Annotated in this window: 12 protein-coding genes; 11 read left to right on the forward strand and 1 reads right to left on the reverse strand. The window is 59.4% G+C overall.

The features are described from left to right. Positions 1 to 19: 19 nt before the first annotated feature. From odhB to LUB09_RS20985, 6 genes are all read left to right on the forward strand, one after another. Positions 20 to 1243, forward strand: coding sequence for a 2-oxoglutarate dehydrogenase complex dihydrolipoyllysine-residue succinyltransferase (gene odhB, locus LUB09_RS20960; RefSeq protein ID WP_231423587.1), 1224 nt, complete (start codon positions 20 to 22; stop codon positions 1241 to 1243). Positions 1244 to 1342: 99 nt separating this feature from the next. After that, positions 1343 to 2779 carry a dihydrolipoyl dehydrogenase gene (gene lpdA, locus LUB09_RS20965; RefSeq protein WP_209980623.1) on the forward strand — a complete coding sequence of 479 codons (1437 nt, stop codon included), beginning with the start codon at positions 1343 to 1345 and terminating at the stop codon, positions 2777 to 2779. A 204-nt stretch (positions 2780 to 2983) separates the two neighbouring features. Next, positions 2984 to 4150, forward strand: a complete 1167-nt coding sequence (gene sucC / locus LUB09_RS20970) for an ADP-forming succinate--CoA ligase subunit beta (RefSeq protein ID WP_003233235.1) — start codon at positions 2984 to 2986, stop codon at positions 4148 to 4150. Then, the gene (sucD, locus tag LUB09_RS20975; RefSeq protein ID WP_003233233.1) at positions 4150 to 5031 is read left to right on the forward strand and encodes a succinate--CoA ligase subunit alpha; all 882 of its coding nucleotides are present in this window, start codon (positions 4150 to 4152) and stop codon (positions 5029 to 5031) included. Before sucC ends, sucD begins: the two co-directional genes overlap by 1 nt. A 430-nt stretch (positions 5032 to 5461) precedes the next feature. Next, a complete protein-coding gene (gene brnQ / locus LUB09_RS20980; RefSeq protein ID WP_057008332.1) occupies positions 5462 to 6775 on the forward strand; it encodes a branched-chain amino acid transport system II carrier protein in 1314 nt (437 codons plus the stop codon). A 169-nt stretch (positions 6776 to 6944) separates the two neighbouring features. Further along, the gene (locus LUB09_RS20985) at positions 6945 to 7679 is read left to right on the forward strand and encodes a DUF599 domain-containing protein (protein WP_209980625.1); all 735 of its coding nucleotides are present in this window, start codon (positions 6945 to 6947) and stop codon (positions 7677 to 7679) included. A 95-nt stretch (positions 7680 to 7774) separates the two neighbouring features. Here LUB09_RS20985 and LUB09_RS20990 read toward each other — a convergent pair whose 3' ends face one another. Beyond that, positions 7775 to 8017: a hypothetical protein gene (locus LUB09_RS20990; RefSeq protein WP_003233227.1), complete on the reverse strand. Its 243-nt coding sequence runs from the start codon at positions 8015 to 8017 to the stop codon at positions 7775 to 7777. Positions 8018 to 8174: 157 nt separating this feature from the next. On the opposite strand from LUB09_RS20990, the gene LUB09_RS20995 reads away from it, so the two are divergent. From LUB09_RS20995 to LUB09_RS21015, 5 genes are all read left to right on the forward strand, one after another. After that, complete coding sequence (locus LUB09_RS20995; protein WP_231423588.1) at positions 8175 to 8651, forward strand: PaaI family thioesterase; 477 nt, start codon at positions 8175 to 8177, stop codon at positions 8649 to 8651. Beyond that, on the forward strand, positions 8648 to 9100 hold the full coding sequence (locus tag LUB09_RS21000; protein ID WP_231423589.1) for a PaaI family thioesterase: 453 nt from the start codon (positions 8648 to 8650) through the stop codon (positions 9098 to 9100). The genes LUB09_RS20995 and LUB09_RS21000 overlap by 4 nt, the downstream gene beginning before the upstream one ends. An 89-nt stretch (positions 9101 to 9189) precedes the next feature. Continuing rightward, entirely contained in the window at positions 9190 to 11094 is a 1905-nt protein-coding gene (gene htpG / locus LUB09_RS21005) for a molecular chaperone HtpG (protein ID WP_057008441.1), read from the forward strand. Positions 11095 to 11160: 66 nt separating this feature from the next. Next, positions 11161 to 11889: a dienelactone hydrolase family protein gene (locus tag LUB09_RS21010; protein ID WP_209980632.1), complete on the forward strand. Its 729-nt coding sequence runs from the start codon at positions 11161 to 11163 to the stop codon at positions 11887 to 11889. 152 nt (positions 11890 to 12041) lie between these two features. Next, on the forward strand, positions 12042 to 13049 hold the full coding sequence (locus LUB09_RS21015) for an amidohydrolase family protein (RefSeq protein WP_231423590.1): 1008 nt from the start codon (positions 12042 to 12044) through the stop codon (positions 13047 to 13049). The last annotated feature ends 236 nt before the right edge of the window (positions 13050 to 13285 follow it).

Below are 13285 nucleotides of genomic sequence, written 5' to 3' on the forward strand. Positions count from 1 at the left end.
TTTTAAGGACCCACAGATAATGGCTATCGAAATCAAAGCCCCGTCATTCCCGGAATCGGTTGCCGATGGCACCGTTGCCACCTGGCACAAGAAACCAGGCGAGGCCGTCAAGCGTGACGACCTGATCGTCGACATCGAGACTGACAAGGTCGTACTGGAAGTGTTGGCCGAAGCCGACGGCGTACTGGGCGCCATCGTTGCGCAAGAGGGCGATACCGTTCTCTCGAACCAGATACTGGGTTCGATCGAAGAGGGCGGCGCTGCCGCTCCGGCGCCTGCTGCCGCTGCTGCACCGGCTGCTGCACCTGCTGCTGCCGCACCGGCTGCCGCTGGCGAAGATCCAATCGCAGCCCCGGCTGCGCGTCAATTGGCCGAAGAAAACGGCATCAACCTGGCGTCCGTCAAGGGCACCGGTAAAGATGGCCGTGTGACCAAGGAAGACGTGGTTGCCGCTGTTGAAGCCAAGAAAAACGCACCTGCTGCAGCACCGGCCAAGGCTGCCGCTCCGGCCGCCGCTGCGCCAGTGTTCGCCGCCGGCGACCGCACCGAGAAGCGCGTGCCGATGACCCGTGTGCGTGCCACCGTGGCCAAGCGCCTGGTTGAAGCACAGTCGAACATGGCGATGCTGACCACCTTCAACGAAGTCGACATGACCGAAGTCATGGCCCTGCGTTCGAAGTACAAGGACCTGTTCGAGAAGAGCCACAACGGCGTGCGCCTGGGCTTCATGTCGTTCTTCGTGAAAGCGGCCACCGAGGCGCTGAAGCGCTACCCGGCAGTCAACGCTTCCATCGACGGCACCGATATCGTTTACCACGGCTATGCAGACGTCGGCGTTGCCGTGTCCAGCGACCGCGGCCTGGTGGTGCCGGTACTGCGTAACGCCGAACTGATGAGCCTGGCTGAAATCGAAGGCGGCATCGCCGGCTTCGGCAAGAAAGCCCGTGACGGCAAGCTGACCATCGACGAGATGACCGGTGGTACCTTCACCATCACCAACGGTGGTACCTTCGGTTCCATGATGTCGACGCCGATCGTCAACCCGCCGCAAGCCGCGATCCTGGGCATGCACAACATCCTCCAGCGTCCGATGGCCATCAACGGCCAGGTTGTGATCCGCCCGATGATGTACCTGGCGCTGTCGTACGATCACCGCCTGATCGATGGTAAAGAAGCCGTGACTTTCCTGGTGACCATCAAGAACCTGCTGGAAGACCCGGCTCGCTTGCTCCTGGATATCTGATTGGAGCAGCTTCAAGTTGCGAGCTGCAAGCTGCAAGTAAATGCAGTTTGGCTTGCAGCTTGAAGCTTGACGCTTGAAGCTAATAGAGGATCTATTTTCATGACACAGAAATTTGACGTCGTAGTGATTGGTGCCGGTCCTGGCGGCTATGTTGCCGCCATCAAGGCCGCACAATTGGGCCTCTCGACTGCTTGCATCGAAAAATACACCGACAAGGAAGACAAACTGGCACTGGGCGGTACCTGCCTGAACGTCGGTTGCATTCCTTCCAAGGCGCTGCTGGACAGCTCCTGGAAATTCCACGAAGCCCAGGACGGTTTCGCGATCCACGGCATCAACCATGCCGGCGTTACCATGGACGTGCCGGCGATGATCGGCCGCAAGGCCAACATCGTCAAAGGCCTGACCTCCGGCGTTGCCACCCTGTTCAAGGCCAACGGCGTCACTTCCCTGCAAGGTCACGGCAAATTGCTGGCCGGCAAGAAGGTTGAAATCACCAAGCCGGACGGTTCGGTCGAAGTCATCGAAGCCGAGAACGTGATCCTGGCCCCAGGCTCGCGTCCAATTGACATTCCACCGGCTCCCGTCGACCAGAACGTGATCGTTGATTCGACCGGCGCCCTGGAATTCCAGGCAGTGCCAAAGCGTCTGGGCGTGATCGGCGCCGGCGTTATCGGCCTGGAACTGGGTTCGGTCTGGTCCCGTCTGGGTTCCGAAGTCACCGTGCTGGAAGCCCTGGACACATTCCTGCTGGCTGCCGACACCGCCGTTTCCAAGGAAGCCTACAAGACCCTGACCAAACAGGGTCTGGACATCAAGCTGGGCGCCCGCGTGACCGGTTCCAAGGTCAACGGCGAAGAAGTCGTGGTGACCTACACCGATAAAGACGGCGAGCAGACCATCACCTTCGACAAGCTGATCGTGGCCGTAGGCCGTCGTCCGGTAACCACCGACCTGCTGGCTTCCGACAGCGGCGTGAACATCGATGAGCGTGGTTTCATCCACGTTGACGATCATTGCGCCACCACCGTGCCTGGCGTTTACGCCATCGGCGACGTGGTACGCGGCATGATGCTGGCGCACAAGGCGTCCGAAGAAGGCATCATGGTTGTCGAGCGCATCAAGGGTCACAAAACCCAGATGAACTACGACCTGGTGCCATCGGTTATCTACACCCACCCGGAAATTGCATGGGTCGGCAAGAACGAACAGCAGTTGAAAGCTGAAGGCGTAGAAGTTAACGTCGGCACCTTCCCGTTTGCCGCTTCTGGCCGTGCCATGGCAGCCAACGACACCGGTGGTTTTGTCAAAGTCATCGCTGATGCCAAGACTGACCGCGTATTGGGCGTCCACGTGATTGGCCCGAGCGCTGCAGAACTGGTTCAGCAAGGCGCAATCGGTATGGAATTCGGCACCAGTGCCGAAGACCTGGGCATGATGGTCTTCTCCCATCCGACCCTGTCCGAAGCGTTGCACGAAGCAGCGTTGGCGGTGAATGGCGGCGCCATCCACATCGCCAACCGCAAGAAGCGCTAAGCGAGATAATAAGAAACCACGGCGGAGTTGCCCGTCGTGAGTCTTGCGCGCAAGGCTCACCGCGGAATATCCGCTGGACGCAGCCTTGTGCAGCTTTACGGGCCATGAGCCCCGCAGGTTGCGCAAGCAGCAGTCACAGGTGGCGCGGCACTCATAATGAGCGCAGCGCCGAATGCGCAGTACCTAACGAAGACGGTAAAAAGCATGAATCTTCACGAGTATCAGGGTAAGCAGCTGTTCGCTGAATACGGCCTGCCAGTATCCAAGGGCTACGCAGTAGACACCCCGGAAGCAGCAGCAGAAGCTTGCGACAAGATCGGCGGCACTGAATGGGTGGTCAAAGCCCAGGTCCACGCTGGTGGTCGCGGTAAAGCGGGCGGCGTCAAGCTGGTTCGCAGCAAAGAAGACGCCAAGGCCTTCGCACAGCAGTGGCTGGGCAAGCGTCTGGTGACTTACCAGACTGATGCCAATGGCCAGCCAGTCACCAAGATCCTGGTTGAATCGTGCACTGATATCGCTAAAGAGCTGTACCTGGGCGCTGTCGTTGACCGTTCGAGCCGTCGCATCGTGTTTATGGCTTCCACCGAAGGTGGCGTGGACATCGAAAAAATCGCTCACGAAACCCCAGAAAAAATTCTGAAAGCCACCATCGATCCACTGGTTGGCGCTCAGCCGTTCCAGGGTCGCGAGCTGGCTTTCCAGCTGGGCCTGGAAGGCAAGCAAGTTGCCCAGTTCGCCAAGATCTTCGTGGGTCTGGCCAAACTGTTCCAGGATCACGATCTGGCCCTGCTGGAAGTGAACCCGCTGGTGATCAAGGCTGACGGCGATCTGCACTGCCTGGACGCGAAGATCAACATCGACGCCAACGCCATGTACCGTCAGCCAAAGCTGAAGACTTTCCACGATCCGTCGCAGGACGATCCGCGCGAAGCGCACGCTGCCAAGTTCGAACTGAACTACGTAGCCCTGGAAGGTAACATCGGTTGCATGGTCAACGGTGCCGGTCTGGCCATGGGTACCATGGACATCGTCAACCTGCATGGCGGCAAACCAGCCAACTTCCTCGACGTAGGCGGCGGTGCCACCAAAGAACGCGTAACCGAAGCGTTCAAGATCATCCTGTCCGACTCCAACGTCGCCGCAGTATTGGTCAACATCTTCGGCGGCATCGTTCGTTGCGACATGATTGCCGAAGGCATCATCGGCGCAGTGAAAGAAGTCGGCGTTAAAATCCCGGTTGTTGTGCGCCTTGAAGGTAACAACGCTGAACTGGGCGCCAAAGTACTGGCAGAAAGCGGTTTGAACATCATCGCGGCTACCAGCCTGACCGACGCTGCTCAACAAGTTGTCAAAGCTGCGGAGGGCAAGTAATGAGCGTCCTGATCAATAAAGACACCAAAGTTATCTGCCAGGGTATTACCGGTTCGCAAGGTAGCTTCCACACCCAGCAAGCCATCGAATACGGCACCAAGATGGTTGGCGGCGTAACGCCAGGCAAAGGCGGCACCGAGCACCTGGGCCTGCCAGTGTTCAACACCGTGAAAGACGCTGTAGAAAAAACTGGCGCTACCGCCAGCGTGATCTACGTTCCTGCGCCTTTCTGCAAGGACTCCATCCTGGAAGCGGCATTCGGCGGCATCAAGCTGATCGTCTGCATCACCGAAGGCATTCCTACCCTGGACATGCTGGACGCCAAGGTTAAGTGCGACGAGCTGGGCGTAGTCCTGATCGGCCCTAACTGCCCAGGTGTGATCACCCCAGGCGAATGCAAGATCGGCATCATGCCAGGTCACATTCACTTGCCAGGTAAAGTCGGTATCGTTTCCCGTTCCGGCACCCTGACCTACGAAGCTGTGAAGCAGACCACTGACGCCGGTTTCGGTCAGTCGACTTGCGTCGGCATCGGCGGTGACCCGATCCCGGGTTCGAACTTCATCGACATCCTGAAGCTGTTCCAGGAAGACCCGAAGACCGAAGCGATCGTGATGATCGGTGAGATCGGCGGTTCGGCTGAAGAAGAAGCGGCGGCCTACATCAAGGCCCACGTGACCAAGCCGGTTGTTTCCTACATCGCTGGTGTGACTGCCCCTGCGGGCAAGCGCATGGGCCATGCGGGCGCAATCATCTCCGGCGGCAAAGGCACTGCAGACGAGAAATTCGCTGCACTGCAGGACGCAGGCGTTAAAACCGTGCGTTCGCTGGCAGATATCGGCAAGGCCCTGGCCGAGCTGACCGGTTGGGCTGTCAAGTAAGCCTCGCGCTTAACTGACGCTTCACCACACAAAGGCCACCTTCGGGTGGCCTTTGTGCGTTCTGGAAAGACCCATTTATCGAAATGTACTCGATCCAGGGTGGGAGGGGGCTTGCTCCCGATAGCGGTGTGCCTGTGACAGATACAGTGACTGACACACCGCTATCGGGAGCAAGCCCCCTCCCACCTGGACCGGTATCGCCAAATTAAGTGTGAAAACGCGACATTAAAATGTCGCTTATCGGACAGTGCGCCCCGCAACAGTGCGTTTGTCAGCCTATTTCTGTACCCTGACGGCCTCTTTATGCGCCCGCCTCCCAAAAGGAAGCCGCGCGCTGGACAGGTCGGCCCCCATCAGGGCCGGCAGCCTTTCCCTCATCCACAGGGAAGCCCTCTCTAAATTCCGATTCAGTAGTGTGGTATTTCCTCAAATGAAAGTGTTGAAAAGCCAGGATATCCTGGCGCTGGGCTTCATGACGTTTGCGCTGTTCGTGGGCGCCGGCAACATCATCTTCCCGCCTATCGTTGGTTTGCAGTCCGGGCCTCACGTCTGGATGGCGGCGCTGGGGTTCCTCATCACCGCAGTGGGTTTGCCGGTGGTCACCGTGATTGCCCTGGCCAAGGTCGGCGGCGGCATGGACGCATTGAGCAGTCCCATCGGCAAGATCGCCGGCGGCCTGCTCGCGGCAGCGGCGTACCTGGCGGTAGGCCCGCTGTTCGCCACTCCGCGTACTGCGACCGTGTCGTTTGAAGTCGGCCTGGCGCCGCTGACCGGCGAAAGCCCACTGGCGCTGTTCCTCTACAGCTCTGTGTATTTCCTTGTGGTGTTCTTCGTATCTTTGTATCCAGGGCGTCTGCTGGATACCGTCGGCCGTTTCCTTGCGCCATTGAAGATCATCGCGCTGGCGATCCTCGGCATTGCCGCGTTTGCCTTGCCAGCCGGTGAAGTGGGTGTCGCCACCCCGGAATATGTCGCCGCACCGTTCTCCCAGGGCTTTATCAACGGCTACCTGACCATGGACACCCTGGGTGCACTGGTGTTTGGTATCGTCATCGTCAACGCGATCCGCTCCCGCGGCGTCGAATCGCCCAAGCTGATTACCCGCTACGCGATCATCGCCGGGCTGATAGCCGGTGTCGGCCTGGCGCTGGTGTACATCAGCCTGTTCCGCCTGGGCTCGGGCAGCCATGCCGTGGCGGCGGGCGCCAGCAATGGCGCGGCCGTGCTGCATGCCTATGTGCAAAGCACTTTCGGCTCGCTGGGCAGCGGCTTTTTGGCTGTGCTGATCTCCCTGGCGTGCCTGGTGACGGCCGTGGGCCTGACCTGCGCGTGCGCCGAATACTTCAGCAAAGTCCTGCCGCTGTCCTATAAGACACTGGTGGTGATCCTGGCGCTGTTCTCGCTATTCGTGTCCAACCTGGGCCTGACCAAGCTGATTGCGTTCTCCATTCCGGTACTCACCGCCATCTACCCGCCGTGCATCGTGCTGGTGGCGCTGAGCTTCTGCAAAGACTTCTGGCAGGAGCAGGGCCGTATCGTCGGCCCGGTGATGCTGGTGTCGTTCATTTTTGGCGGCATCGACGCGCTCAAGGGGGCCGGCCTTGCCGATTGGATGCCCGCGCAGCTGACGCACCTGCCATTGAGCGAGCAGGGGTTGGCGTGGCTGGTGCCGTCGGTGATGACGCTGGTCGTGGCGGTGGTGGTGGATCGCATGCTTGGCAAGCGCAGCGAAGCGATCGCCTGACACGGCGACACGGTTGCACAGAAATGCCCCGTATCAATCGATACGGGGCATTTTTTTGCCTGCTTATCGGCAAGGTTCTAGAGTTGCAACGCGCTCAGTGTGGGAGCGGGCTTGCTCGCGCCCACATTTTGACTGTGTTGCCCATATTTTCTTGTTTATCAGGACCCCTATGTCGTTCATCGAAACCAACCAAGTCCATATGCTCGCCGCCCTCTGGTTCGTGCTGTGCTGGGGCGGGTACACCCGTTATGCCCTCTGGAAAGCACGCGATACCGCATGCCTGGCCAGTGTTTTGCACCTGTATCGCGAAGACTGGATGCGCCGCATGCTGCTGCGCGACAACCGCATTGCCGACGCCAGCGTGATCGGCAACCTGGAGCGCAACGCCTCGTTCTTCGCCTCCAGCACCTTGATCATCCTCGCCGGCATCCTCACCGTGCTGGGCGCCTCGGAGCGTGCCGTGTCGCTGCTGGCGGACATTCCCATGGTGCAGCAGGCGTCTCAGGGCATGTCGGAAATCAAGCTGCTGTGCCTGGCGCTGGTATTCGTCTACGCGTTTTTTACGTTCAGTTGGTGCATGCGCCAGTACAACTTCGCAGCGGTGCTGGTGGGGTCGGCGCCGATGATTGGTGAGCGCCAGGTGTCCGAACAGGAGCGCAAGGCATTTGCGCTACGGGCGGCGCGGGTCATCTCCATGGCCGCCAACCAGTTCAACTTCGGCCTGCGCGCTTATTACTTTGGCATGACCATGCTGGCGTGGTTTGTCAGCCCCTGGCTGTTCATGTTGATGAGTGCCGGGGTAGTGGTGGTGTTGTATCGCCGCGAGTTTCATTCCGATGTGCTGCAAGTGATGGTGTATACGCAGACGGACACGCCGCCGGAGGCGCTCAAGGACGCAGTCTAGTGTGGGGCACGTCGAATTTTAAAAACGCCGGACAAAGAAAAGCCCGCTATTGAAGCGGGCTCTCTTTTACAACCAGGCTACATCAGACCGCGGTATCAGGAACCGGTCGAAGGCGTGGCTTCTTTTGCAGCGGCTGCGTTCGATTCGGCCTGAGCTTTGGCAGCTTCGGCGTTTTCTTTTGCAGCGTCGTTCACTTTATCCTGAGCCTTCGCCATATCTTTCTGAGCTTGCTCAGAGTGCGAAGCGGCATCTTGTGCTTTGTCTTCGGATTTCTTGTCGCAGGCAGCGAGGCCAAGGGCAGCAGCCAACATCATGGAAACAGCTAAAGTCTTGCGCATGGGGTGTTTCTCCTTATTGAAGATATCTTCTGGCCTTTCGAGCCTGAGGGTTCAGCATTAGTTCCTTTTATTGCGCAGATATATAAACAAAGGCTGCCAAGGAACTTAAACCCGCACTGCCTGTTCCGCGGATTACTGAAAACAAGAGTCTAGACCAATGACCGGAAATTCACTGCTGGAGCGTGCGACACGCTTTGTTCACGCGTTGCGCCATTGCCAGATACTCGGCATTACCGTGCATGACGCCAACGACACGGGCATGACGCTGCGGCTGCCCTATGGGCCAGCTATCGTGGGCGATCCCGAGACCGGGATCATCCACGGTGGCGCGCTCACCTCCCTGATGGACACCACCTGCGGCATCGCCACCCTGTGCGTACTGCCCGAATTCGAGGTGTGCCCGACCCTCGACCTGCGCATCGACTATATGCACCCGGCCGCACCGCACCAGCCGGTCTATGGGTTTGCCCAGTGCTATCGGGTCACCGCCGATGTGATCTTCACCCGCGGCTTCGCCTACCAGGACGATCCGCAGCAACCCATCGCCCATGTGGTGGGCACGTTCATGCGCATGGGCAAGCTGCTCAAGGGCGCACAGGGCCTGAGCGCCACCCTCGACGGAGAGCAGGCATGACGCACCGCTTCCAGACCCGCCTCGAACAGGCCCACGTGCGCGGCGATTACGCGGCGCTGCTCGAACTGATCCCTTACGCCAAACTGATCGGCATCGAATGCACCCGCCAAGGCGATGAATTGCTGTTCCGGTTGCCGGCCAACAAGGACAACATTGGTAACCCTATATTGCCGGCGCTGCATGGCGGGGTGATTGCCGGCTTCATGGAGCTGTCGGCGGCGCTGCATTTGCTGGTGTCTACCGGCGCGCCGGGCCTGCCGAAAATCATCGATTTTTCCCTGGATTACCTGCGCGCCGGGCAGTTTCGCGACACCTACGCCACCTGTCAGGTATGGCGTCAGGGCCGGCGGGTGGCCAACGTTTCGGTCACCGCCTGGCAAAGCACGGTGGCAGAACCTATTGCCACGGCCCGTGCGCATTTCAAGATCGAGGCGCCTGGCGCCCCTTGAAATCCTCCCGTTAGCCCCCAACTTTGATGACAACCCGCCGCCAACCCTTTCGGGCGCGGCCATTGCCATCCAATTGGAGTTTGATGACCATGAGTGTGGAAACTCAAAAGGAAACCCTGGGCTTCCAGACCGAGGTGAAGCAACTGCTGCACCTCATGATCCATTCGCTGTATTCCAACAAGGAAATTTTCCTTCGCGAATTGATCTCGAACGCCTCTGACGCTGTCGACAAATTACGCTTCGAAGCCTTGTCCAAGCCTGAGTTGCTGGAAGGTGGCGCGGAGCTGAAAATCCGCGTGAGCTACGACAAGGACGCGAAGACCGTCACCCTCGAAGACAACGGTATCGGCATGAGCCGTGACGATGCGATTACCCACCTGGGAACCATCGCCAAATCCGGCACCGCCGATTTCATGAAGAACCTGTCGGGCGATCAGAAGAAGGATTCGCACCTGATCGGCCAGTTCGGTGTGGGCTTCTACTCGGCCTTCATCGTCGCCGACAAGGTTGAAGTGTTCAGCCGCCGTGCCGGTCTCCCGGCCAGCGAAGGCGTGCACTGGGCCTCCAAAGGCGAGGGCGAGTTTGAAATCGCCACGATCGACAAGGCCGACCGTGGTACCCGCATCGTGCTGCACCTCAAGTCCGGTGAAGACGAATTCGCCGATGGCTGGCGCCTGCGCAACATCATCAAGAAATACTCCGATCACATCGCATTGCCGATCGAGTTGCCCAAGGAACAGGCCGCGGCCGAAGGCGAAGAGAAGCCTGCCGAGGAATGGGAAACCGTCAACCGCGCCAGTGCCCTGTGGACCCGTCCGCGTACCGAGATCAAGGACGAGGAATACCAGGAGTTCTACAAGCACATCGGTCACGACTACGAGAACCCGCTGAGCTGGAGCCACAACAAGGTTGAAGGCAAGCTCGAATACAGCTCGCTGCTGTACGTACCGGCCCGCGCTCCGTTCGACCTGTACCAGCGCGAAGCCCCCAAGGGCCTGAAGCTCTACGTGCAGCGCGTGTTCGTGATGGACCAGGCGGAATCTTTCCTGCCGTTGTACCTGCGCTTCATCAAGGGCGTGGTCGACTCCAATGACCTGTCGCTGAACGTGTCGCGGGAAATCCTGCAGAAAGACCCGATCATCGACTCCATGAAGTCGGCGCTGACCAAGCGTGTCCTCGACATGCTGGAGAAACTGGCGAAGAACGAGCCTGAGCAATACAAGGGCTTCTGGAAAAACTTCGGTCAGGTCATGAAAGAAGGCCCGGCCGAAGACTTCGCCAACAAAGAGAAGATTGCCGGCCTGCTGCGCTTTGCTTCCACTCAGGGCGAAGACGGCGAGCAGGTTGTGTCGCTGGCCGACTACCTGGCGCGCGCCAAGGAAGGTCAGGACAAGATCTACTACCTGACCGGCGAAACCTACGCTCAGGTCAAGAACAGTCCGCACCTGGAAGTCTTCCGCAAGAAGGGCATCGAAGTGCTGCTGCTGACCGACCGTATCGATGAGTGGCTGATGAGCTACCTCACCGAGTTCGACGGCAAGTCGTTCGTCGACGTGGCCCGTGGTGATCTGGATCTGGGTAACCTCGACTCCGAAGAAGAGAAGAAGGAAGCCGAAGAAGTCGCCAAGTCCAAAGAGGGTCTGGTTGAGCGGATCAAGGCGTCCCTGGGCGAGGCCGTCAGCGAAGTGCGGGTTTCCCACCGCCTGACCGACTCGCCGGCGATCCTGGCCATCGGCGAGCAGGACCTGGGCATGCAGATGCGCCAGATCCTCGAAGCCAGCGGCCAGAAGGTTCCTGATTCCAAGCCGATTTTCGAATTCAACCCGGCGCACCCGCTGATCGAGAAACTCGATGGCGAGCAGAGCGAAGAGCGGTTTGGCGACCTGTCGCACATCCTCTTCGACCAGGCGGCGCTGGCCGCTGGCGACAGCCTGAAAGATCCGGCCGCCTACGTGCGTCGACTGAACAAGCTGTTGGTTGAACTGTCGGTTTAACACCGCTGCAGGAAAAACCCGCTTCGGCGGGTTTTTTCATTTAGTGCACCTCAACTGGAGTAAATGATGAGCCAAGTCACTGTGCGTTCCGTGGTCTATCAGATTGATGGCCAGTCTTATGAAAGCCGCCTGGCGTTCGACGCCAGCCACAAGGGGCCACTGCCGGGCCTGTTGATGGCGCCGAACTGGATGGGCGTGAGTGCGGGCGCCGAAGAGATCGCCAGGAGCGTCGCCGCCAAGGGCTACGTGGTGCTGATTGCCGACCTGTACGGACAAACCGTGCGTCCATCGAACGGCGATGAAGCTGGCGCAGCGATGATGCCGTTGAAGAACGACCGCCCGTTGCTCAACAAACGCATGCAGGTGGCGTTCGAGCAACTGCAAGGCCAGACCGAAGCGGCAGTGGATACCTCGAAGCTCGCGACCTTTGGTTTCTGTTTCGGCGGCTGCTGCTCCCTGGAGCTGGCGCGTACCGGCGCGCCATTGAAAGCCGCCGTGTCGTTCCATGGCACCCTCGACACGCCAAACCCTGCGGATGCGAAGCACATCAAGGGCTCGGTGCTGGTGCTGCACGGCGCCTCTGACCCGTTGGTGCCCAAGGAGCAATTGCCTGCGTTCGAGGATGAAATGAACGCGGCCGGCGTGGATTGGCAACTGCTGAGCTACGGCGGCGCGGTGCATTCCTTCACCGACCCGCACGCGAACGTGCCGGGCAAGATGATGTATGACGCGAAGACCTCCGCGCGCGCGTTTCAGTCCATGCATAACCTGCTGGATGAAGTGTTCAGGGGCTGATGCTTCGGCGTCTGTCCGGGCCTCATCGGGAGCAGGCTCCCTCCCACAGTCGGATCGGTGAACACGATCAAAATGTGGGAGGGGGCTTGCTCCCGATAGCTATCTGACAGGCAACCCTATTCCCCCTGACTCACCTCGATGGAGATCGCCCCGTGCCCTGGACTCGCCTGAGCCTCGCCCTGGTGCTCACCGCCGCCAGCCTTGCCGCACAGGCCCGCGACTATGCCTACAGCGACGCCCACCTGCATTACGTGGATTTCTTTCAGGAAACCGCCGGCATGGACAAGCTGCTCAAGGCCATGGCGGACAATCGCATCGAGCATGTGATGATTTCCGGCATTCCCGTGGCGAAAAAATGGCATGAAGACGAGCCCAAGCGTCCGCGCTATTACGCCGGTGACGATGCCGATGCCTACTGGTACAGCGCCACCGACGTGATCGTCGCGGCGGCGGTCAATAAACTCACGCCTGAACAGCGCCTGCGCTTTCATCCTTTCCTGTCCGGCTTCAACCCCAATGACAAGAATTCCGATGCGCATATCCAGCGCATGCTCGACCTCAACCCGGGCCTGTGGGAGGGCATCGGTGAAGTGTTCACCCGCCATGACGACCTGACAGCCCTGACGGCGGGGGACACCCCGCGTGCCAACAACGAAGCCATGACGCGCATCTACCACCTGGCGGCCGAAAACGATTTGCCGGTGATGCTGCATTCCAACATTACGTCAAAGCGCGAACGTAACCCGTTGTACCTGGCGGAGGTCGAGGAGCCGCTGCGCAATCACCCGCACACGCGGTTTATCTGGGCGCATGCCGGCACCAGCATGGAGATCCACCGTCATCAGGTGCAAATGGATTTTTTGCTGCCCACCTTGACGCGCATGCTGGAGGCCTACCCCAACCTCTACATCGACCTCTCCTGGAGCATGCTCACGCCTTATCTGCTGGACGAGGCGGGCAAGCCCAGGCCCGAGTGGGTAAAGCTGGTGGAGCGCTTCCCGGAGCGCTTCATGCTCGGCTCCGACGTAGTCGGGCGCTTCAACAAGCTGGGTAAGGAAATGCGCCGCTTTGATCCCTTCCTCGATGCGCTGCCCGAGGACGTGGCCCGCAAGGTTGCGCGGGACAATTTCCTGGCCGTGCTGCCCAAGACCTCTCGCTGAGCGCAGTATCCAATGTGGGAGGGAGCAAGGCCCCTGCCATATTTGATTTTTGTTATCTGGTGATCACCCACAAAAAAGCCCCGAACCAGTCGGGGCTTTTTTGTGGGGTCTGTCCCGTCCTGAATAAGGTTTACACCTTCTGACCTTTCTTCAGGAGGACTCAATGGATACGGGAAAAAGGCGCAGCCAACGCGATTACACGCTAGCTTTTAAATTGTCGGTCGTAGACCAAGTCG

Source organism: Pseudomonas sp. Leaf59 (assembly GCF_920984685.1).
Lineage (GTDB): Bacteria > Pseudomonadota > Gammaproteobacteria > Pseudomonadales > Pseudomonadaceae > Aquipseudomonas.

Bases quoted from the DNA above. Each gene is read 5' to 3' on its own strand.
- lpdA (WP_209980623.1), top strand. From the start codon at position 1,343: ATGACACAGAAATTTGACGTCGTAGTGATTGGTGCCGGTCCTGGCGGC.
- sucD (WP_003233233.1), top strand. From the start codon at position 4,150: ATGAGCGTCCTGATCAATAAAGACACCAAAGTTATCTGCCAGGGTATT.
- LUB09_RS20990 (WP_003233227.1), bottom strand. From the start codon at position 8,017: ATGCGCAAGACTTTAGCTGTTTCCATGATGTTGGCTGCTGCCCTTGGC.
- LUB09_RS21010 (WP_209980632.1), top strand. From the start codon at position 11,161: ATGAGCCAAGTCACTGTGCGTTCCGTGGTCTATCAGATTGATGGCCAG.
- htpG (WP_057008441.1), top strand. From the start codon at position 9,190: ATGAGTGTGGAAACTCAAAAGGAAACCCTGGGCTTCCAGACCGAGGTG.
- sucC (WP_003233235.1), top strand. From the start codon at position 2,984: ATGAATCTTCACGAGTATCAGGGTAAGCAGCTGTTCGCTGAATACGGC.
- LUB09_RS21000 (WP_231423589.1), top strand. From the start codon at position 8,648: ATGACGCACCGCTTCCAGACCCGCCTCGAACAGGCCCACGTGCGCGGC.
- brnQ (WP_057008332.1), top strand. From the start codon at position 5,462: ATGAAAGTGTTGAAAAGCCAGGATATCCTGGCGCTGGGCTTCATGACG.
- LUB09_RS20985 (WP_209980625.1), top strand. From the start codon at position 6,945: ATGTCGTTCATCGAAACCAACCAAGTCCATATGCTCGCCGCCCTCTGG.
- LUB09_RS20995 (WP_231423588.1), top strand. From the start codon at position 8,175: ATGACCGGAAATTCACTGCTGGAGCGTGCGACACGCTTTGTTCACGCG.
- odhB (WP_231423587.1), top strand. From the start codon at position 20: ATGGCTATCGAAATCAAAGCCCCGTCATTCCCGGAATCGGTTGCCGAT.